The 21,086-nt window shown below is 56.6% G+C and carries 15 protein-coding genes and 2 pseudogenes; 6 read left to right on the top strand and 11 right to left on the bottom strand.

The features are described 5' to 3' along the window. Positions 1-549: 549 nt before the first annotated feature. The 8 genes from AC6I6N_RS10010 to AC6I6N_RS10045 form a co-directional block, all read right to left on the bottom strand. A complete protein-coding gene (locus AC6I6N_RS10010; protein ID WP_427957802.1) occupies positions 550-1,158 on the bottom strand; it encodes a 2-hydroxychromene-2-carboxylate isomerase in 609 nt (202 codons plus the stop codon). Further along, positions 1,155-2,483 (bottom strand): MFS transporter, encoded by a 1,329-nt coding sequence (locus AC6I6N_RS10015; protein WP_094195558.1) that lies wholly within the window; start codon positions 2,481-2,483, stop codon positions 1,155-1,157. Before AC6I6N_RS10015 ends, AC6I6N_RS10010 begins: the two co-directional genes overlap by 4 nt. 39 nt (positions 2,484-2,522) lie before the next feature. Beyond that, on the bottom strand, positions 2,523-3,308 hold the full coding sequence (locus tag AC6I6N_RS10020) for an aldolase (protein ID WP_427957805.1): 786 nt from the start codon (positions 3,306-3,308) through the stop codon (positions 2,523-2,525). A gap of 376 nt (positions 3,309-3,684) precedes the next feature. Next, positions 3,685-5,094 carry a GNAT family N-acetyltransferase gene (locus AC6I6N_RS10025; protein ID WP_497943483.1) on the bottom strand — a complete coding sequence of 470 codons (1,410 nt, stop codon included), beginning with the start codon at positions 5,092-5,094 and terminating at the stop codon, positions 3,685-3,687. A 371-nt stretch (positions 5,095-5,465) separates the two neighbouring features. Continuing rightward, positions 5,466-6,635, bottom strand: coding sequence for a YncE family protein (locus AC6I6N_RS10030; protein WP_249461080.1), 1,170 nt, complete (start codon positions 6,633-6,635; stop codon positions 5,466-5,468). Positions 6,636-6,763: 128 nt separating this feature from the next. Beyond that, a complete protein-coding gene (locus tag AC6I6N_RS10035; RefSeq protein WP_094195562.1) occupies positions 6,764-7,237 on the bottom strand; it encodes a nucleoside deaminase in 474 nt (157 codons plus the stop codon). 173 nt (positions 7,238-7,410) lie between these two features. Beyond that, positions 7,411-8,247, bottom strand: a complete 837-nt coding sequence (locus tag AC6I6N_RS10040) for a bifunctional allantoicase/(S)-ureidoglycine aminohydrolase (RefSeq protein WP_094198251.1) — start codon at positions 8,245-8,247, stop codon at positions 7,411-7,413. A gap of 158 nt (positions 8,248-8,405) precedes the next feature. Further along, positions 8,406-8,597, bottom strand: a complete 192-nt coding sequence (locus AC6I6N_RS10045) for a hypothetical protein (protein WP_497943484.1) — start codon at positions 8,595-8,597, stop codon at positions 8,406-8,408. Positions 8,598-8,759: 162 nt separating this feature from the next. On the opposite strand from AC6I6N_RS10045, the gene AC6I6N_RS10050 reads away from it, so the two are divergent. Beyond that, positions 8,760-9,662 carry a LysR family transcriptional regulator gene (locus tag AC6I6N_RS10050; protein ID WP_094195563.1) on the top strand — a complete coding sequence of 301 codons (903 nt, stop codon included), beginning with the start codon at positions 8,760-8,762 and terminating at the stop codon, positions 9,660-9,662. A gap of 45 nt (positions 9,663-9,707) precedes the next feature. Here the strand turns inward: AC6I6N_RS10050 and AC6I6N_RS10055 are convergent, their stop codons facing one another. The 3 genes from AC6I6N_RS10055 to AC6I6N_RS10065 all read right to left on the bottom strand — a co-directional run bounded on the left by AC6I6N_RS10055 (position 9,708) and on the right by AC6I6N_RS10065 (position 13,345). Further along, the gene (locus AC6I6N_RS10055; RefSeq protein WP_497943485.1) at positions 9,708-10,604 is read right to left on the bottom strand and encodes a cation diffusion facilitator family transporter; all 897 of its coding nucleotides are present in this window, start codon (positions 10,602-10,604) and stop codon (positions 9,708-9,710) included. Between the two features lie 195 nt (positions 10,605-10,799). Next, on the bottom strand, positions 10,800-12,869 hold the full coding sequence (gene metG / locus AC6I6N_RS10060; protein ID WP_108728148.1) for a methionine--tRNA ligase: 2,070 nt from the start codon (positions 12,867-12,869) through the stop codon (positions 10,800-10,802). Between the two features lie 218 nt (positions 12,870-13,087). Further along, complete coding sequence (locus tag AC6I6N_RS10065; protein ID WP_094195566.1) at positions 13,088-13,345, bottom strand: hypothetical protein; 258 nt, start codon at positions 13,343-13,345, stop codon at positions 13,088-13,090. Between the two features lie 102 nt (positions 13,346-13,447). Between AC6I6N_RS10065 and apbC the strand changes: the two genes are divergently transcribed. The 5 genes and pseudogenes from apbC (at position 13,448) to dcd (ending at position 21,082) form a co-directional block, all read left to right on the top strand. After that, on the top strand, positions 13,448-14,533 hold the full coding sequence (gene apbC / locus AC6I6N_RS10070) for an iron-sulfur cluster carrier protein ApbC (RefSeq protein WP_094195567.1): 1,086 nt from the start codon (positions 13,448-13,450) through the stop codon (positions 14,531-14,533). 6 nt (positions 14,534-14,539) lie between these two features. Next, positions 14,540-16,318 (top strand): autotransporter assembly complex protein TamA, encoded by a 1,779-nt coding sequence (locus tag AC6I6N_RS10075; RefSeq protein WP_108728146.1) that lies wholly within the window; start codon positions 14,540-14,542, stop codon positions 16,316-16,318. Beyond that, positions 16,318-16,776, top strand: a pseudogene (locus AC6I6N_RS10080) (translocation/assembly module TamB domain-containing protein); the annotation flags it as partial. The gene AC6I6N_RS10075 and the pseudogene AC6I6N_RS10080, both read left to right, overlap by 1 nt. Positions 16,777-19,350: 2,574 nt before the next feature. Next, a pseudogene (locus tag AC6I6N_RS10085) lies at positions 19,351-20,391 on the top strand (translocation/assembly module TamB domain-containing protein); the annotation flags it as partial. 127 nt (positions 20,392-20,518) lie between these two features. Continuing rightward, on the top strand, positions 20,519-21,082 hold the full coding sequence (gene dcd / locus AC6I6N_RS10090; protein ID WP_094195570.1) for a dCTP deaminase: 564 nt from the start codon (positions 20,519-20,521) through the stop codon (positions 21,080-21,082). Positions 21,083-21,086: the final 4 nt, after the last annotated feature.

Below are 21,086 nucleotides of genomic sequence, written 5' to 3' on the forward strand. Positions count from 1 at the left end.
AGTGGGAAAAGTAAATTTTCAAAATTGCTCATTGCATTTCATTTTTGGCAGGCGGCATGCCGAAAGCCCGAAACCCGTGCCGTAAGCAGGACCTAAAAAGTCCAATATCCGGAATGCTACGCTGGCGTATCGGTGAATTTTCCTGATAGGAAAAGGCGTGATTCTACGGCTTTTACCTCTGAACAAAAGACCATGTCCAGATAGGTTTGCCGTGGTTTTGCCCGCATTAGTGTGCATCTGGACAGATGTTGTCGGGGAAGTGTGTGAAGCTCTTTTTATGATGACTCGCAGGTGCAGGAAGCACGGCCCGAGGCAAGGCGTTTATTTGCCGTTTTTTTGTTGGCTTTTGATCTAGTTTGGGCGTTCAGTTTTTACAGATTGTTATGCTTGTTAGAGCGAGTTTGGTATAGGGCGGTTAAATCATTTTGGTGGGCCCGGTGCAGGGCCTGAGCCGGTTGACGAAGCAAAAAACAAGAAGGGCGGGACAAGGTTTATTTCCCTTGTCCCGCCCTTGCTTTCACCATACCCAGGCTTGGTGTGGAGCCTGGCTCAAGCTGGTGCAGGGTGTCCGGTGATGGCCTGGTCCAGCATGTCCAGCCTGTCCTGACCCCAGAACAGCTCACCCTGGTACACATAGGAGGGTGAACCGAAGACACCGGCTGCAATGGCCTCTTCGGTGTGGGCTTGATACTGCGCTTGCATCAGCGGTGCTTGTTCAAGCCAGTAGTCTGCATCTAATTGGTGAGCTTGCAAGATCCCGGCCAGTAGCACGGGATCGGCAATATTCTGGTCCTCGCACCATTGCGCTCGCAAAATGGCTTTGTACAAATCCCGCACCGGCAAGCCAGCCTGGTTGATGGCGATCACCAGGAGGGAGGCCAGCGTGGCGTCTGGGCACATGAAGCGTGGTGTGGGATTGACGTGTAGGTCCAGCTTGCGACACCAGCGCTGCAACTCTGTAATGCGATAAGCCTGTCGTTCGGGCGAGCGCTGTCCTAGTAGAACACCGCCCGTACGGGCATAGACCTGAGGCAGGTCCACAGGTTTGTAGTGGATCGGCACGCCCTGTTGGCGGGCAATCGCCTCCAGCTGGTCGGCCCCCAGGTAAGCCCAGTCTGAATTCATCCAGAAGTAGTAGTGAATGCCGGGCCTGTTCATGTGCGTACCTTTGGGCTGGATAAGGCGGGAAGGGAGAAATGCGTCGGCCCGTGCATGAACCAGGTACTGGCAAAGGCGATCAGACCCAGCACGCTGAGATACCAGACGATGTAGTCGGGTTGGCCATCGCCATAGGCCAGCAAGGAGGTGGCCACCAAGGGAGCCAGGCCGCCACCGATGGCACCGGATACCTGCACGGCAATGGAGATGCCGCTGTAGCGCACTTCAGGTGGAAATTGCGTGGAGAACAGGCCACCTTGCGGGCCATACAGTGCGGCGTAGACCAGGCCAATCGCAATCACCAAAGCCAGGGTAATGGTGTTGGAGTCCAGGCTTCCCAACATGGAAAAGAAGGTGGACGAGAACGCCAGCATGCAGACCGTGCCGGCCATGAATACCCATTTGAAGCCGATCCTGTCTCCCAGTACGCCAAACAAAGGCATGGTGAACAGGGCGGCAAATGCTCCCCAGACGGTCGCATCGAGCATCACGCCGCGATCAACTCCCAAGGTGGTGGTGGCATAGGCCAGGGCAAAGGTCACTACGGTGTAGAACCAGGTCACTTCAGCTAGACGGCCCCCCACGACCAGCAGGACTTCACGTGGATAATGACGCAGGACTTCCAGGGCGGGAATCGCCACTTGTTTGCCTTTCTTGCTCATCTGCTCGAAGTCAGGTGACTCGGCCACTTTGGCGCGTATCCACCAGCCCACCAGCAGCAAGACAACACTGGCCAGAAAGGGGAGACGCCAGCCCCAGGAGAGCATGTCTTCTTCAGGCAAGCTGGCGACCGCTCCCATGGCCAGAGAAGACAGGATCAGGCCGGGGGCAACGCCTGTTTGTGGCAAGCTGCCGAAAAAGCCTTTCTTGCCTTCCGGGGCATGTTCAACCGCCATGAGCACGGCGCCGCCCCATTCGCCGCCTACTGCAATGCCTTGCAGAAAACGCATCAGGACCAGCAGAACGGCGGCCCAATAGCCAATGCTTTCATAAGAGGGGATCAGGCCGATCAGGATAGTGGGAATCCCCATTAGAAAGAGCGTGATCAACAACATGGATTTTCGGCCCAGCTTGTCACCGAAATGGCCGAAAACAAATCCTCCCAAGGGACGGGCAAAAAAGCCCACGGAGTAGGTGGCAAAGGCCGCCAGTGTGCCCGTAATCGGGTCAAAGGCGGGGAAAAAGATCTTGTTGAAAATTAGTGCGGCAGCGGTGCCGTACAGGAAAAAGTCATACCACTCTATGGTGGTTCCCATCATGCTGGCCAGGCCAGCGGTAACGTACTGGCGCGACGAACGCGCCTGTCCATGATTAGGCATCGTCATAGCGACCTCCTGGTGGAAGCGGGGTGTTGAGTGTGGGCGTCAGCGAGTTTTAGTTAAGGGCGCAATGCCTTGGGTCTGACGGGCCCAGTAATCAAAGGTCGCGTTCACAATGGAGGGCTTGAGCAGGTAGTCGTGCGCTTCGGCCGCCAGGGTGTCGTCCACGGGGGTAAGCGGGCCAAAGGCCGCCTGTGCGCGCACTTGCAGGCGTGCAGCACGCTCCAGATACACGGACAGATACGTGGCTTCCTGACAGCTTTGGCCTGCGGTCAGATAACCGTGGTGGGCCAGGATAATGGCCCGCTTGTCGCCCAGAGCTTTGGAAATGATGACGCCTTCCTGGTCGGCAATGGGGACACCTGGCCATTCGCCCAAAAAGGCACAGTCATTGTGCAGGGGAGTCATGTCCATTTGCGAAATCACCAAAGGCTGACGGGCGGTGGCCAGCACGGTAGCCCAGGGCGAGTGCGTGTGGATGATGGAGTTGACGTCCGGGCGAGCCTCATAGACCCACAAATGAAAGCGGGTGGCCGGGTTGGCCATGCCTTGGCCGCTCAGGGTATTTAAGTCGCGGTCAACTTCAATGAAGTCTTCAGGGGTGGCTTCGTCAAAACCCAGACCAAAGCGCAAGGTCCAGTAGGCACCAGGGCGTTCGGAACGGACACTGATCTGGCCTGCCAGACCGGCCTCCTGCTCGGTCATGGCCAGGATGCGACAGGCAAATGCCATGGTTTCGCGGGTGTCGCGTTGTACGTGCTGCAGATGAGAGGCCATCTCTTTGGTGGCACGTTCATCAAAATAGGATTTGTCTCTGAGTGGGGTATCCATGTGATTTGTCTCCTTTGGTATGCCTCGTCGATCCTTGTGCCGACGATGGGATTCATTGTCTTGATTTAAATCAATAGGAGCTATGTTCGGTGGCTCATAGCTCCTATTCCATTTGCTTGCAAGACGGTGTCACCCATGCAAACCCGGCTCGAGTGCCGGGCTAGGAGACAATCGGGGCCGGGTTCAGCTTTGGCGCCAGCGAGAGCGTTCGCGGCGTCGAGAGCGGGACCAGGGGTGTTGCACCTTATGCGGTTGTGGCCGGGGATCAGGTGGATGACGTGTGTCATGGTTTTCCACGGGATTGGAGTCCGGCTTGGGCGAGTCTAGAAAGACACTAGTGGCACAATCGCAGTCGATGTACATGGACAGTCCTTTGTCAACGTAAAGAAAGGGGAGGTGGTAGCGAGGCACTGTTCTGGGCCTGGGTGCCTCCCGAGAAAAACGAGTTGTAGCTGTCTTGCAGGGCATGCAGGATCAGTTCGGGGTAGTTGTCCTGCTCGGCGGGCAGTTGCGATTGCAGCCGTGCCAGATGCTCGTTGTCCTGCTGGTCACCCCACTGTTTGTGATAGTGACCATGCTGATAGCCGCGTAGCTGACGCAAGCGGTTCAAGGCGTTTTTGCCCGCGTAGGAGTGGTAGAGCGTGTCCAGCGTCAGACCACTGAGGCGGGCCAGTTGAACAAAGCCGCTGAAGTCGAACTGACGCGTCTGCAGCACCCGCAAAGCAAAGTGTTCCAGCGCCGTCATGAGGGTTGCAGAGTCGCTGGCGCTTGCAGGGGCCTGCTCAAGCTGATCCAGTGCGGTGGCGGCCTCTTGCTCGCGCAGCAGGTCGTTGGCGCGCAATACATCGCACAGACCAAAATGCAGGATGTCGATAAGCTCTAGCTGTAGTTGCGGCAGATTGCGTTCGCGGTGTTGCCACCACTTCCAATCCAGGTAGTTGGCCAGCTCTGCACACTCCAGCCAGATCGCCCGGTAGTAGTCCTGTTTGGCCACTCGCCAGTTGGGGTCGATCAGGTGATTCAGCTCGGTTTGCAGGGTCAGCATCTGCTTCAGGCGGCGGGCCCCAGAGCCGGCTGGGATAATCGTCTCTTGTTGCCCGAGGCGGTGCTTTTGACGGCCTTGTTCATCAAAGTTCTCGGGTGCCAGCCAGGCCTGGAAATTTGCTTTCAGGGCAGGCCATTCTGTGTCGGTAATCGAGAACCAGGCTGTATCGCGTGAGCGCCCTTTGTAGACAATCGCTTGGCGGAAAATGCCTTCATAACGAAAGCCCAGTCGTCGTGCAGCCGCTTGTGAAGGAGCATTGTGCGTATCGCACTTCCATTCGTAGCGGCGGTAGCCCAAGCCGTCAATGGCATAGGCCATCAACAGATAGTGGGCTTCGGTGGCCATGCGGGTTTGCTTCAGAGCGGGTGACCAGGCTACAAAACCCACTTCAATGCAGCCGTTTTGCGGGTCAATCCGCATCAGGGACAAGGTGCCCAATGCCCGCCCTGTGGCTTGTTCTACGACGGCGTAATGCACGGCGTTGTCGGCCTGACTGATGGTATGCAGATGCTGATCGAATTGCCCACGGCTGGTAAAGGGCCCTACGGACAAGTAGGTCCAGTCACGGCCATCGTTGGCGCTGCTGTAGGCCTCGTACAGGCTGTCGCCGTGTTGCTCCGGGTTCACTGCTTCCAGTCGGCAGTACTTACCGTGCAAAACACAGCGGGTGGGTCGCGGGCGGGCTTGCCAATGAGGGAGCGAGGGGCCGATAGGCTGGTGATAATCGTTCAACTGAACCATGAGATGTCTTCAATAGAAAACGCTCCTGAAATGCCAGTTCGTGGCACATCGGGAGGCGGGAAAGGGGAGGGCGGGGCTGGGGGACAACAGGTGTTGTGCTAGGCCACTAATTGATTCTATTGAGCAAGTGGCCGGTTACAGCAATCCGCTTTTTTGCTTGCTCCCAGACCACATTGAGAAGATGGCCGTGAAACGTGACGGAGCCGGCCCTGGCGGGCCTTGGCGTTGGATTTGAACGGCAGACACAACTATCCTGAGCGCTAAGCACAGATGCCGTAGCGTCGGTTGGGCAGACCAAAGTGGCAGGCATCAAAAAAGCCGAGCTACCTGGTGGGTAGTCTCGGCTTGGGTCCAGGCTTGACGCCAGAGGCTTAGAGCTGGTTGAGGTTCAGACGCAGAACGCTGTCTTTGGCACCTTTCAGGTAGTGCGGGCTCTTGTCACCGTGAGGAATCTTGATGGTGACAAAAGCGGTCTGGCCGTCAGCGCTCAGCGTCACGCTGTTGGGGTGTACAGGAGCGCTAATGCGGTGTTTCACAGCCAGGGTGTTGGCATCCAGAATGGTTACCGAACCGGTACCGGCAGGCGTTTGACGATCCACGCCACGGTTGGTGGCGATCAGTTCTTTACGAGCGTCGTTGTACACGATATCCAGCAGCCCCAGACCGACTTCAACCGTGTTTTCCACTTTGCCGGAGGTGGTGTCGAATACGTAAATCTTGCCGGTGTTGGCGTCAGCTCCAAACAGTTTCTTGCCATCTGCGCTCAGGGCGATGTTCACGAAGAAGTGACGGGAATCTTCCCGCTTGTCGCTTTTCGCATCGCCTGTCGTGAAGCGCTGTTCGATAGTGCCTGTAGCCGGGTTGATGACCGCAATTTCATCCTTGCCGCCGTGGCCCACGAACAGGCGTTTGGTGTTGGCATCGTAGGCAGCGCCGGCAGGCCACAGGCCAACGTTGTCGATATTGTGCAGGATGCGGCCTTGGGCACCGTCCACAATCCATACGCGGCCACCTTCAGAGGGGTTGGTCACGAAGATGCGGTTGTCCTGTTCGTCAATCACGACTTTACGGGTGTGTTCCCAGCCGTCCTTGCCTTCTTTCTGGCCCAGTTGAATCAGTTGCTTGACGGTGCCGTTCAGGCTGTTGATCGCCAGCAGCGAGCCGTCCAGAGTGTTACCCACGTACAGAGTGTGAGTTTTCTGGTTCAGGCCCAGTGCGAAAGCACGGCGTGGCAACTGGATGCGCTGCGACTCACGCAGAGTGTCCTGGTCCAGAACATGCAGAAAGCCGGCCGCACGGTCTTCAAACAAGGGGGTGGCGGCAACGAATAATTGCTTGCTGTCCTTGGCGGCCAGAATTTCGTAGGCACCCTCAATGGTGTCCTGACGGAAAGTGACTTGTGCTTGAGGGGCAGTTGCATTGAAAGACGATGTTTGGCCCACTTGTTGCGATTGCGGTGCGGTCTGGCATGCGCTGAGCAGCAAGGCCCCCATTACGGAGGCAACAATCATTTTTAAAGAGGCAGGGCGGGACGCAATCATGTATTTCCTTTGGGATTCAATAAATGAGAATCGTTACTATAACTGCTCTGTTTTATAAACTTTTCTGACCTGCCTGTCTATGTAAATACGTAGAACCCTGCTTGATCGCAGGGTTTTGAATGACGTTTTCAGTCTTGCTGGGAGCCTTGTCCAAAACGGGCTTGCCAGGCTTCATACACTTGGCGTTTTTCAGGTAAAGGCAGGTGTTCCATTTTCACGCCCTGCTTGCCAAAATCCTGCTGCATTTTTTTGTAGAAGGATTCGGTGGACCAGCCAAAGGGTTCGCCTTGTTCGTCGTCGGCGCAATACACCACACGCTCTACGCCTGAGGCGATCATGGCGGCCATACACATGGGGCAGGGGATGCCACTGGCATACATGGTGCTGCCTGCATGGTGACTGCTTTTTACCGCCTGGCTGGCGTGGCGCAGTGCCTGGATCTCGGCATGGGCGGTCGGGTCGTGGGCGAGGTAGGTCTCATTGACCCCTTCGGCCAGAACCTGGCCGTCACGCACAAGCACGGCACCAAAAGGCTGGCCGCCACGGGCGACATTCTCTGCTGCAATCTGGATCGAGCGCAGCAGATAGTGTTTATCGTTCATGTTTTTCTCCTGTAGAGAAGCAGGGTTGGAATGAGCCTTGAAACCAGAGTCTGTGTTTGTGCCTTGTGGCAGGCCTGCGGGTGCAGGTGGCAAAGGGAGATGCGTTCTGGTTGGGCGTGTTGGTAATGCAAAACAGCCGCTGACGGGCAGCGGCTGTTTTGTTTCGGGTCCTATTAGCGATGGCCGCCAATAGTCAGGTTGGCATGACGGTTCACATCTTTATACAGCAAGTAGCGGAAACGGCTTGGGCCGCCCGCGTAGCACGCTTGTGGGCAGAAGGCGCGCAGCCACATGAAGTCACCAGCTTCCACTTCAACCCAGTCCTGGTTCAGACGGTAAACGGCCTTACCTTCCAGAACGTACAGACCGTGTTCCATGACGTGCGTTTCAGCAAAGGGGATGACGCCACCGGGTTCAAAGTTCACGATGTTCACGTGCATGTCGTGACGCAGATCGGACATATCGGTAAAGCGCGTGGTGCTCCAGCGGCCTTCGGTGTCGGGCATCACCATGGGGGTGACGTCTTTCTCGTTAGTCACGAAGGCTTCAGGTGCTTCCAGGCCTTCCACACGCTGATAACGCTTGCGGATCCAGTGGAAGTTGGCCAACTCGCCCGTGCGGTTGTGCAAGGTCCAGTTGGTGGAAGGAGGAATAAAGGCATAGCCGCCTTCTTCCAGGATGTGCTTGGTGCCTTCCAGAACCAGTTCCAATTGGCCCTTGACGACAAAAATCACGCCTTCGGCTTCGGGATCGGACTCAGGGTTGTTGCTGCCGCCTTGAGGACCCACTTCCATGATGTATTGGGAGAAGGTTTCGGCAAAGCCGGACAGAGGACGAGCCAATACCCATAAGCGGGTATTTTCCCAACCGGGCAGGAAGCTGGTCACGATGTCTTGCAGCACGCCTTTGGGCAGCACGGCATAGGCCTCGGTGAACATGGCGCGATCTGTCAGCAACTGAGTCTGAGGAGGATGGCCACCGGGAGGGGCGTAGTAATTGACTTTGGACATGTTGATTCCCATTGACATTCAGTAAGGAAAAATCTGTCGAACGGCACGGCGCAATCCCGGCGGTTGGCAAAAGGCACAGGCGGGATGTCGTTGTAATGCGCGGGACCAATACACAGTAACGATTGCTGGTGATATTTACAAATTAAATGTATAAATCTCTAGTATTTGTTTTTTGAATGTATTGAGCTGTGGAGCCTGTTGGCAGCAACAGCAACAGCAACAGCAACAGCAACAGCAACAGCAACAGCAACAGCAACAGCAACAGCAACAGCAACAGCAACAACTGCTGCAAGTGCTTTAATACCAATGCCGAAGCAGGCAGCAGTGTTACTACCTATATTGATGCTCATTGATGTCGCGTCTGTCTTGGAACAGCGGTTGATCTACGCTCCGTGCCCACACCCAGTAGCTTGGGGCCTCACGAGCCATCTTTGATGCACAGCTAGTATCCACAGGCGATAGCCAGCACTTTGCTTGGGCCAAAGGCGTGATGTCAGAAGGATTTTGAAGATATGGATCATCAACTATCGAGCAGTCCCAGCCTGAATCGGCCCTTGTACGACCTGGACCTGTTGCTGGCCTTGTTGACGGTGGTCGATTGCGGCAGCTTTACGGCAGCAGCGACGCGTTTGCATTCCACCCAGTCCACGATCAGCCAGAAGGTGCGACGTCTGGAAGAGCTGGCCGGACTGCGTCTGCTGGATCGGGCCAGCCGGGGAGTCAGCACGACCGAAGCGGGGCAGACCTTGCTGGGTTACGCCCGCCAGATGCTGGCCCTGAATCATCAGTTGTCAGAAGCCTTGTCGGGTTCGTTGGTGACTATCTCGGTACGGCTGGGTGTGCCAGAGGATTTTACTAACGGCCAGACCATGCGGGCCCTGGCGGGTTTCAATCGGCAGTTTCCGCAGGTGCGGCTGGAAGTCAGCAGCGGTTTAAGTAGCGATTTGCTGGCCGCCTACGATCAGGGTGAGCTGGATCTGGTGCTGGTCAAGCAGCGTCATAATGCCCGCGAAGCGGTGGTCTGTTTACCCGAGCAGACGGCCTGGGTCGATAGCGCGACCGATCCGGTCTTTCATCTGGACCCTATCCCCCTGGTTACTTTCCCACGCCGTGGTGTTTACCGTGAGGAGATTATCAGTGCAGTGGAGTCCTTGGGGCGGCGTTGGCGCATCAGTTTTACCAGTTCCAGCTTGAGCGGCATTCAAGGAGCGGTGGCAGACGGGATGGGCATCAGCCTGTTGCCACGGCGTGCTGTGCGGGACGACCATATTGAGCTGGGGCAAGCACAAGGCCTGCCCCGGATTGATGCTTTTGAGCTGGCGATTTTGCATAGGCCCCACGCCAATGAGATGGTGACGGCCTTATCCCGTGTGCTGGTAGAAATGTTGGCTCCCGAGAGTGAGCACCGCGTTTGATACCTGGGTGTTCGGCCTGCGAGAGTGACAAAGACGCGTCAGGCTTTAGTGCTTGGGCGTGACTGGATCAAAGTGCGTCATTACATCCAGCACGGGTTCTTCGGCCATCACACGCGCCCGTGCAGCCACGGCAATCTCGTGCCCCTGACTGATGGTCAGCTTGCCATCCATTTCCAGGTCTACCTCTACCCAGATCATGTCGCCCAGCTTGCGGGTGCGTAACTGGTGTATCCCTTCTACGCCGGGCGTCTCGCGCAAGAGTTTGGCAATGCGCTCTTCCGTTTCCTGATCGACCGCTTTATCTGTCAGATCGTGGAAGGCGCCTATCGCAAACTTCCAGCCCGTGCGCAGAATCATCAAGCCCACAATGCTGGCAGCCAAGGGGTCGCCCAAGGGCAGGCCTGCCAAGTTCGCCATGACTCCGACACTGACAACCAAGGAGGATGCGGCATCCGAGCGTGCATGCCAGGCATTGGCAGCCAGCATGGTCGAGCGTAACCGTTTGGCTACACGCAACATGTAGCGAAACAGGAGTTCTTTGCTACAGAGCGCAGTCAAGGCAATGGCCAAGGCAATGGGGTGTACAGCCTCGATGCTGCTGGGGTCGCGCAAGGCAGAGACGGCATTCCACAACATCCCGGCGCCCACGGCCAGCAAAAGGCCTCCAATGGCCAAGGTAGCGACCGTTTCGTAGCGCAAGTGACCGTAGGGGTGGTCTGCATCTGGGCCTTGGCGGCTATGGCGGTTGGCAATCAGCACTACAAAGTCCGACAGCAGGTCAGATAAAGAGTGAATGGCGTCGGCAATCAGGGCTTGAGAATGGGCAAACAGGCCCACCACAAGTTGCAGCACGCTCAAACCAATATTGACAAGGACGCTGACCCAGGTGGAGCGTTGAGCGCCGCGGTGCCGGTCCAGATCAGAAGGGAGGGTGTTTTTCATGCCAAACGGTCCTTGCAAGCAAAGCGGCAGGCTGTGTATCAATACAGCAGTTTCAAGATAAAGAGTGTATCGACTTTCCCGGCCTGTAGGGTGCTGAAAGGGGCCTGGCAGGCTGTTTTGAGCCTATTCTTTGGTATATGGATACAAAAAAACCTCGCTTTTGAGCGAGGCTTTTGGGCGTATCAGGAATGCGTCTTAATTGATGCGCATGCCGGGCTGGGCGCCAGGGAAGGGCTCTAGAATATAGATACCTTGGTCCACGGCGTCATCAGCATGGCTGGCAGCCAGAACCATCCCTTCGGACACACCAAAACGCATCTTGCGAGGAGCCAGGTTAGCTACCAGAACCGTCAGCTTGCCGATCAGGTCGTCGGGTTGGTAAGCCGACTTGATGCCAGAGAACACTTGGCGCAAACGACCTTCGCCAGCATCCAGGCTCAGGCGCAGCAGCTTGTCCGACCCTTCTACGGCTTCACAGCTGACGATCTTGGCAATGCGCAGATCAACCTTGATGAAGTCCTTGATGTCGATGGTGTCGGCAATCGCTTCGCCACCGGGCAGGACGACTGGGGCTGGCGGGGGGGCCAGCAGTTCGTCCACCATGGCGCTGTCTACCCGCTGCATCAGGTGTTTGAATGGAGCGATGTGATCAGGCAAGGCAGCCACGTCATCCCAGACAAAGCTGCGATCCAGACCGAATAGCTCGCGGGCAACGCGATCGGTCAGGGTAGGCAAAATGGCGGTCAGCATGACAGACAGACCCTTGAAGCCAGCCAGGGTGCGCGAGCAAATGTCTTGCAGCGCATCTTTCTGGGCTTGCTCGGCAGTTGCAATGCCTTTGGCCATGACCCAGGGCTGGGCTGTATCGAAAGCCTGGTTGATGATGTCGGCTTGAGCCATGATCTGGCGCACAGCACGGCCGTACTCGCGGCTTTCCAGATCGGAGCGGACTTTCTCGGCAACTTCTTTGAGCTGGTTTTGCAGCTCGGAGGTGTCGCCCTGGTAGGCCAGCTTGCCATCAAAGTGCTTGCTAATGAAGTTGGCGGCACGGCTGGCGATGTTGACGTATTTGCCAATCAGGTCGCTGTTGACGCGGGCAATGAAGTCATCAGGATTGAAGTCCATGTCCTCAACGTGCGAGTTCAGCTTGGCGGCCATGTAGTAGCGCATCCACTCGGCATCCATACCCAGTTCCAGGTAGCGCAGGGGTGAAATGCCTGTGCCACGGCTTTTGGACATTTTTTCGCCGCTAACCGTGATGAAACCGTGTACGTTCAGTGCATCAGGCACTTTACGGCCGGAGAATTTCAGCATGGCAGGCCAGAACAGGGCGTGAAAGTACACGATGTCCTTGCCGATAAAATGCACCTGCTCGGTGCTGCCCTCCGGATCCAGCAAGGCATCAAAGTCCAGACCGGCCTTGGTGCAGTAGGCTTTCAAGGAAGCCAGGTAACCAACAGGCGCGTCCAGCCAGACGTAGAAGTACTTGCCGGGCGCATCGGGAATCGGAATGCCGTAGTAAGGTTCGTCGCGGGAAATATCCCAGTCGTTCAGGGACGCTTCGGCCCCTTCGCCTGTACCCAGCCATTCGCGGGTTTTGCCCAGCACTTCCGATTGCAGACGTGGCTTGCCCTGGGCGTTCTTGCCTGTGGTCCACTCTTGCAGGAAGGCCACGCAGCGCGGGTCGGACAGACGGAAGAAGAAGTGTTCCGAGGTCTTTAACACCGGACGCGCATTGGTCAGGGTGGAGTAAGGTTCGATCAGCTCGGTCGGGGCGTAAACCGCGCTACAGACCTCGCAGCTGTCGCCGTACTGGTCTTTGGCGTGACATTTGGGGCACTCGCCCTTGATGTAACGATCGGGCAGGAACATGCCTTTGACCGGGTCATAGAACTGTTCGATGGTGCGTGTATCGATGAAACCGGCGCTTTTGAGCGTACGGTAGATATCCTGGGCCAGCTCGACGTTGTCAGGCGAGTCCGTACGGTGCCAGTGGTCGAACTTGATGTTAAAGCCGTTCAGGTAGGTGGGGCGTTCGGCCGCGATCTTGTCTACCAACTGGGCGGGGGTAATGCCCGCGCTTTCTGCCTTGAGCATGATGGGGGCGCCATGGGCGTCGTCCGCACACACAAAATGTACCGTATGTCCCGACATTCGCATGGACCGAACCCAGATGTCGGCCTGGATATATTCCATGATGTGGCCGATGTGAAACGAGCCATTGGCATACGGCAGGGCGGTCGTAACAAATATCGTTCGTGACATGACTTAACAAAATAAAAGAGAAAGGGAACAAGGATTCTACGGTCTATTGGACACTTGTGCAGCGCCAGACCGAGGAATGTCCACGGGTAAAGTGCTGAGGAGGAATTGCGAATGATACAAATGCACACACCCTGAGCCTATGACGACTCAGGGTGTTCGGGGGCAATACCTATTCAGCGTTGCTGTGAACCAACTGCTTGGCGCACAGTCAAGAACTGTTAAGGAATCTCGCGCATCTCGATGTCGGTGACATCACGCGAACGTGGTGCTGTCGACTGTTTGCTGGCAGTAGTGGGGCGGCGGCGTTGGTCCCAATAGGCTTTAACGCCGAAAGGACGGCCACTAATACGCGCCACAATGTATAAAATGCCGATCGCAATCGCGGTGGAAACCATGAAGATAAACGCCATGATTGCACCGAAAATTGTCAGCAAGACAAAGAGGGCTGTGCGGATAATCTGGTTAAATGTGCTCATAGGTTTAGTATGACACCATAAGTGTAAAAAAATTCCTCTTGAACCGCTAAATTTCTGGTTTAAAGGTATGGTGATGTTTCTTTATATCAAGGTTTTGTATAAATGACAGTGAGTTCCGAGCGCGTGTTGCAAGCCCTGGCGAGTGTGACCGATCCCAACACGTTAAAGAAGTTATCGGTCGATGCGGGTCGATGCGAACTGGGCATTGACCAGAACCAGGTTGAGCTGACTTTGCATCTGCCCTACACGGCTTATGACATTCAGGGGCAGCTGCGCGAACGTATCGAGCAAGCTTTGGCGGGCGTGGGTGCCACCCTGTCCAAGCTGCATTTGAGCCCTCGCATTGGTATACATGCCGTGCAGGAAGGCTTGCGCCCCATGCCCAATATCCGCAACATTATTGCGGTGTCCTCGGGCAAGGGCGGGGTCGGTAAAAGTACGACGTCGGTGAACCTGGCCTTGGCTTTGCATATGCAAGGTGCGCGTGTCGGTTTGCTGGACGCGGATATTTACGGCCCTAGCGTGCCCACCATGCTGGGCCTGCACGAGCGTCCGCGCAGTGCAGACGGCAAGATGATGGAGCCGCTGATTGGCCACGGTCTGCAAGCGAACTCGATTGGTTTCTTGTTGGATGAGGACGCTCCAGCGATCTGGCGCGGCCCGATGGCAACCCAGGCGCTGACACAGCTGCTTACACAAACGCGTTGGGACAATCTGGATTATCTGATCATCGACATGCCTCCGGGCACGGGCGACATTGCCTTGACCCTGTCGCAGAAAGTCCCGCTGACGGGCGCTGTGATTGTGACCACTCCGCAGGATCTGGCGCTGATCGATGCCAAGCGTGGCTTGAACATGTTCCAGAAGGTCAATGTGCCAGTCTTGGGTATCGTGGAGAACATGTCGGTTCACATTTGCTCGAACTGTGGTCACGCTGACCCGGTCTTTGGCCAACACGGTGGCCGCGATATGGCCAGCCAATTCAACGTGCCTTGGCTGGGTGCCTTGCCGCTGGCAATGAGCATTCGGGCTCAGACCGACTCCGGTACCCCTACCGTGATTGCCAGCGCAGACAGCCCCGAGGCTCGGCTCTATCATGAGATTGCCAATCGCGTTTCGGCTAACTTGTCGCAACTACCTCCAGACACGTCGGGGCAGCGCCCCAAGGTTGTTCCTCGTCCTCTTTGAGTACGTATGCGCAAATCCGGCTTTTGCCTGTTGTTCTCGATAGTCCTGAGCCCTGCCGTGTGGGCTCAGTCTTCCGTTCCTGATGTCATTATTGATCCGGGGGGCGTGCCCCCCCAGGCGTTGAAAGAAATTCAGCGTGCGGTCAGTGCCATTACGCGTTTGGCGGAAGATCAGGACTTGGGAGAGGTCTCGCGTCTGCGGCGCCGGGCCCATGATGCGACCGTTTCCGCCTTGCAGACTCAGGGTTATTTTGACTCTGTGGTTACGCTGGAGGTGGGTGAAGATTCCAGCGGGGAATATTGGGACATTATTATTCAGCCAGGTGAAATCACGCGTGTGCGCGACATTGCCTTGGACTTCAAAGGCAAGATCCAGGAGCCGGAATACCAAGTGCGTCTGGAAGGGATCAAGGCCAGTTTTCCCCTGAAAGTGGACGATCCTTTTTTAAATTCAGTCTGGTCGTCGGCCAAGGCGGATTTGTTGGAAAGCGTACAGCGCCAGGACTTTTACTACGCTCGTTATATAGACACGCGGGCGACGGTACTGGCTGACGAAGGGGTGGCCGACCTGTCCCTGAACGTCGATAGCGGGCCACGGGTTCGCATGGGGCCTCTGGAGACCACCGGCTTGAAGCGAGTCCCCCAGTCACTGGTGGACCGCTACGTGCGCTATACCCCCGGTGACCCCTACGATCAGGACAAGCTGGACGAGTGGCAGCAATCTTTGGCGGCCACCACTTTTTTTCGGGGTGCCTTTGTCACTCTGGATGAGCAGGCCAGCAAAAAGAAAGAGCTTCCTGATGGTGATGTAGAGCTGCCTGTAAGGGTGCGAGTGACCGAAGCACCATCCAAGCAGTTCACCGGCTCTTTGGGTTTTGACAGCGACCACGGAGCGCGTGCCGAAGCCCTGTACCGAAAGAATATTGTGTTTGGCCTGCCCATTTGGTCCGAGGCCGGTCTTGGGGTGGATAAAAACCGCCAGAGGGCTTTTTATGACATCCATTTGCCGCCCACGATTCGTGGCTACAAGAACAGTTTCGGTGTTTTGTATGATCGCTCTGACGTTGAAGGCCTGGACACTGAGCGTTTGGCCTTGGGCTGGAAGCTGCGCCAAGAACGAAAGGCGGCGGGTAATAGCCGCGTTGAGTACGAAACTGAGTGGGGTGTGCTGGGGGCCTGGGACAAGACCAAGATTTCTGGCCTGCCCACTCGTGAAACCCCTTCTGCCATTGCAACTTGGCAGTGGCTGCGCCGCGATGTGGACAAGAAATACGATCCGCGCGAAGGCAATTTGATTGACTTTGGTGTCGGTGCTGGTGTCACGCTGGATCGGGGCGAAAGGTTCTACCGCAGCAATTTGCGACTCCAACAATGGTGGCCGGTTGGGGATCGGGACGTCTTGTCCGTACGCGGGGAAGTCGGCAAAGTGTGGGGGATGACGGATCGGACGCCGCCTGATTTCGGTTATCGCACTGGGGGCGCGCGCAGCATCCGGGGCTATAAATATCAAAGTATTGGTCTTGAACGCAGCGACGCCGTGGTGGGCGCGCCGGCCATGGCGGTTGCTAGTGTGGAGTACACGCATTTTTTCACCAGCATGTACGGCATGCGTGCTTTTGTGGACGTGGGCGATGCGGCGTCCAGCTTTGGTGATATGGACTTGGCCTGGGGTTACGGTTTGGGAGCGGTGGTCCGAACCCCTGCCGGGCCCTTCAATCTTGATCTGGCCTATGGTCAGCGGGACAAACGTTTACGTTTGAGCTTTTCTTTGGGAATCGCATTTTAATGGCTTGGGTTCGGCGCTGGTTCCGATATTTTGCATTGTGGGGCATCCCCTTTGTGGTGGTGGCCCTGCTGCTTGTGTGTGGTTTTGTGTATTGGGTGCTGGCCAGTCAGGTTGGTACCCGTTGGGCGCTGCGCACGGCCTTGCCTTATGCACAGGGCAGTGCACAAGGCGTACGCGGAACGATCTGGGACGGTCTGAGTATCGACCACCTGGTGCTGGCCCTGCCCGATACCCATGTCGATATCGAACGTTTGCGCCTGCAGGCCAACTGGAAAGAGCTCTGGGAGCGACGCTTGCATGTGGTGGAGCTCAGTGCCCATAAAGTGGATGTGGCCTTGACATCCTCGGACGAGCCCAAGTCCGACGCCCCCTTCAAAATGCCTGAGTTGCCTATCAGTATTGCCGTGGACAAACTGGCCTTGGGTCAGTTCCTGTTGACGCAAGATGGTACGCCCTTGCCGGTAGCCATTGCGGATTTGTCCTCGGCTCTGGCTGTGGATTCCGACAGCGCACAGTTGCGTCTGTACGATTTGATGGTGGCCAATGAGTCCATTCGCGCTGGTTTTCAGGGTGAAGTAGAGCTGGCGGGCCTGGAAGCGCCATATCCGGCACGAGCCGATATCCAAATCATTGCTCGTGGTTTGACGGCGGATTCTCCGATTTGCGCCAAGCAGTATTTGCCCGCGTATGCGGAGCAATCGAAGTCCGACCGGCCTGCTGCAAAAGTCGCCGTTGCTCAGTCCACAACGACAGCCGCTGCACAAACGCTGAAAGCCAATGCCAATGCCAATGCCAAGGCTGCGGCGGCCTCTGTTGCGGCACAAACTCCTCAGCAAAGCCAAACCAAGGCCAACACGCAGGGCCAGCTCGCCCCTGACAGCCAATCGGTCGATCAGCCTGTAGATACCCCTAGTGCCGCCGGAGTCATCAGCTCCGAGCCCGGGGGCAGTGCAGGTCTTGTTGATGAAGAACGTATCCAGGAGCCGGTTGCTGTTCCTGAGCCCGAGCCTTTGCCCGATTGTGTGGTCAATGCGCAAATCACCTTGAATGGCTCTTTGGAACAAGCCACCTTGCTACTTAAGGGGCATGGTCAGGGTTATAGCCTGGACGCCAGTGCAGAATTGAGTCCGTTGGATTCCGTACCCGTGCGTCAGGCCAAGCTGGCCGTGAAATTGCCAGACGAGTCCTTGCTGGATGCAGACTTTGCCTGGGATGCCACACAGGAGGGTGTGCACGTTCAGGATCATTTCAAAGGTCAGTTCAGCAGCAACAAGCTGGACTTGCATGCATTATTAGGCGATGTCTTGCCTGACGCTCTGCTCAATAGTCAGGGCAAGTTTGATGTGGTGCTGGCGGATAAAGAACAAATACTTTCTGCGGATGTCGATATTCAACTGCTGCAAGGCAGCCGTTGGAACAAACAACCGGCGATTGGGCAGATCAAGGCGAAAGCGGCCGCACCAGCGCAGCCGGGTGAGCCGACCTGGTGGCGTCAACTGCACTTGAGCGATGTGCTGACTGATTTGAAAGTGGGCGATAACCAGGTGCTCTTAAAGGGCGATTTGGGTATAAGCGGCACGGCGGCGCTGGATTTGCAAGTCAAGATGCCCAAAGCAGAACAATTGTGGCCCGGCCTGGAGTTGGGTGTGGCATCGGCGCAAGGCCAACTGCGTGGCGACGTGTCGCGCCACACCTTACAGCTACAAGGCCAATACGATCTGGGTGGCAAAGACAGTACTCAGCTGGGTCAGGGCATCGCGCAAGCGGATCTGGCCTTGGAAGGCGGCTGGCATTTCGCCGATCAAGGCAAGGCAGCCTACTGGGATGGCCAGCTAAGCCGTTTGCAGGCTGACCATGCAGGTCTGGCTGTGCGTTTGCAGTCGGCTATGCCACTGCGTTTTACGGATGCACTGCGTGCACCCGAGCCAGCGCGAAAAGAATCCCTTGCCAAGACAGATGCGACGTTTGCAGAACAGCCGGCGGTAGAGCCTGGCGTGGCTCCGGCCCCGGCTTTGGCGAATGAAGGAGCCAGGCCGGTCGACGAAGTACAACAGGGTGCGGGTACTGGCTCGGTAGTCAATGCGGCAGATGGTAGCGGAGCGGCACAAACTGACAAAGCGGCATCGATGGAGGGTGGTGCAGCCGCAGTGCGCGCTGCCCAGCCACCTCTGGAACCCTGGTCGGTTCGCGTGGGTGCGGCTACCTTGAGCACCTCCGTCGATAGCGAGCCTTGGATCAATCTGCGTCATCAGGAATCCACGTATCAGCCGGGACAGTGGGCCAGCCGGGGTGAATTGCTGGATCTGGTCTTGTCCGAACCTCGCATCGCGCGTTTGTTGCGCAAGGTAGGGGTGCGGGAAGATCCGGAGAAAGCCAAAGGGGGCGGGGTCAAGATTGCCAGGAACAAGAAAACCCAGCCGCCTGAAATTGATATCAAAGCCCGTTGGGACCTGAAGTTCAATGGCGCCTTGGCTGGGCAAGTGCGTGTGGATCGTGTCGCGGGTGATGTCCAGGTTTTTGCCGAACCTCCCATGTCTCTGGGCCTGGAGGATCTGAGCATCGTCATTGATGCGAAACCTACCTCGGGTACTACCAGCCGTCTGGATGCTCAGATGGATGTGCGTACCAAGGACATGGGCTACGTCACTGCCAAGGCTCAAACCCCCATTCACGGGCTGACCCTGGACGAGAACGATCGCAAAACGGTCAGCATTCAAGCCAATATTGATGACCTGAGCTGGACGCGCCTGTTCCTGGGTGATGCCATGGAATTGGGCGGCCGTCTGAATGCGGACGTGAATATTGATGTGGGCGCGAAATGGGCCTGGACCAGCCGAGGCACGGTAACGGGCCGCGAGTTGCGCTTTACTCGTCTCGATGACGGTATCCGTTTGATTGACGGGCAGTTGGATGCCAGTTTTGATGGCGATATTTTCCGCTTGGATTCGCTGACTTTCCCGGCCCGTCTGCGGGTAGAGCCGCAAGAGTGGCGTACGGCTACGTGGCTGAAAGAGAGTCCGGATGCCAAGGATGGCAAGCTGACAGTGTCCGGGCAGTGGAACTTGAGTACTCAGCAAGGGGCATTTGGCGTCGATATTTTCCGTTTCCCCATTTTGCAACGCTCTGACCGTTACGCCATGATGTCCGGCAATATCAATCTGGACATGGAGCTGCCTCGTATTGCGATTACCGGCAAGGTAGTGGCTGATGCAGGATGGTTCAATCTGGATATGTTGGGCGGCATTCCCACGGTAGATAGCGACGTGGTGATTGTGCGGGCTGGCGATGAGCCTGCTGCCGAGCCATCTCAGGCTGCCACTGATATGAGTATGGACATTGATGTGGATTTGGGCCGACGCTTTTATCTGACCGGTTATGGTGTGAACTCGGGCTTGGTCGGCAATCTGCGGATCACCATGGCCGGTGGCAAGTTAACCGGCATTGGCGCCTTGCGTACTCGTGGTGGTCGTATCGAACTGTATGGGCAGAAGCTCTTGCTCAAGCGCGGTACGGTGACGTTTCAGGGCGACATCACCTCGCCCATCCTGGATATTGAAGCCGTGCGTACCGGGCTGGCGGTAGAGGCAGGTGTTAAGGTGGTTGGCACGGCGCGCAGACCCCGAATCGATTTGGTGTCCTATCCGGAAGTCAGTGAAGTCGAAAAACTGTCCTGGCTTTTGTTGGGCCATGGCCCGGATGACTCCGGTGGCGACATGGCCTTGTTGCTCAGTGTGGGCACCTCTTTTCTAGGGGACGGCGAGCCCTTTTACCGCAAGTTCGGTATTGATGAGGTGGCCATGCGCTCAGGCGACCTGGGTAGTGCTGGTAGCATCTTGCCAGTCGAAAGTGTGGTCAAATCCCTGAACAGTGGCACCAGCAATGAAGAGCGTAAGTTCATTGCAATTACCAAGGCGTTAACGGCCGATTTTTCGGTCAGCCTGGAGCAGGCCATGGCCGATACCGGCACGGTAGGTCGGGCCAGCTACCGCTTGGCGCGGGGCCTGACCGCTGAAGTCAGCGCGGGTACGGTAAACGGTCTGGCCCTGATTTACCGCTGGTTCTCGAAAGATTGATGCAGGCTGCCCGGCTTCAAACGGGCAGCCAATTGTGGTGCAAATGATATATTTGCGCCGCAATTGGCTTGTGTGTGTATCTAAACGATAAAATAACCGGTTACTGATTTAAGGCGGCTAATTTCTTATGAGTATCAAAAGCGACCGTTGGATTCGGCGGGCTGCTGCCCAAGGCATGATCGAACCTTTCGAGCCAGGCCAAGTGCGCAATGTAGACGGACAACGTATCGTCAGCTACGGCACCAGCAGCTATGGTTACGATGTGCGTTGTGCCAGCGAATTCAAGATTTTTACCAACATCAATTCGACCATCGTGGACCCCAAGGCCTTCGATGAAAAGTCCTTTGTGGATTTCGTCGGTGATGTGTGCATTATTCCGCCCAATTCTTTTGCGCTGGCCCGTACGGTTGAGTACTTCCGTATTCCTCGCAGTGTGCTGACCATGTGTCTGGGCAAAAGCACCTATGCCCGTTGCGGCATTATCGTGAACGTGACTCCGCTGGAACCCGAGTGGGAAGGCCATGTCACCTTGGAGTTTTCCAACACCACCCCGCTGCCAGCCAAGATTTACGCCGGTGAAGGGTGCGCACAGATGCTGTTCTTTGAAAGCGATGAAGTGTGCGAAGTGTCGTACCGCGACCGCGGCGGCAAATATCAGGGTCAACAGGGCGTTACCTTGCCCCGTACCTAGGAGT

The sequence above is a fragment of the Alcaligenes sp. LTN-3 genome (genome assembly GCF_059735605.1).